The 567-nt window shown below is 50.6% G+C and carries 1 protein-coding gene; it reads left to right on the forward strand.

What is annotated here, in order from left to right:
* Positions 1–567: EF-Tu/IF-2/RF-3 family GTPase (locus HLG76_RS14655; protein ID WP_254877714.1), on the forward strand; the 567-nt coding region annotated here is incomplete at both ends.

The raw sequence follows: 567 nt of genomic DNA on the forward strand, positions 1-567 counted from the left end.
CGTGAGCTACTTTCAGAGTATGACTTCCCAGGTGACGACTGCCCAGTGATTCAAGGTTCTGCACTTGGTGCATTGAACGGTGAAGAGCAGTGGGAGCAGAAGATTGTTGAACTTGCTGAAGCCCTGGATTCTTACATCCCTGAGCCAGAGCGTGCGATCGACAAGCCGTTCATCCTGCCAATCGAAGACGTATTCTCAATCCAAGGCCGTGGTACTGTTGTAACCGGTCGTGTTGAGCAAGGCATCATCACCGTAGGTGACGACGTTGAAATCGTAGGCATGAAAGACACCACCAAGACCACTTGTACTGGTGTTGAAATGTTCCGTAAGCTTCTAGACGAAGGCCGTGCGGGTGAGAACGTTGGTGTTCTTCTGCGTGGTACTAAGCGTGACGAAGTTGAGCGTGGTCAAGTACTGGCGAAGCCTGGTTCAATCACTCCGCACACCAAGTTCGAATCAGAAGTATACGTACTAGGTAAAGACGAAGGCGGCCGTCATACGCCGTTCTTCAAAGGTTATCGTCCACAGTTCTACTTCCGTACAACTGACGTGACCGGTACTATCGAA

Source organism: Salinivibrio sp. EAGSL, from assembly GCF_013366455.1.
GTDB classification, from domain to species: Bacteria; Pseudomonadota; Gammaproteobacteria; order Enterobacterales; family Vibrionaceae; genus Salinivibrio; species Salinivibrio costicola.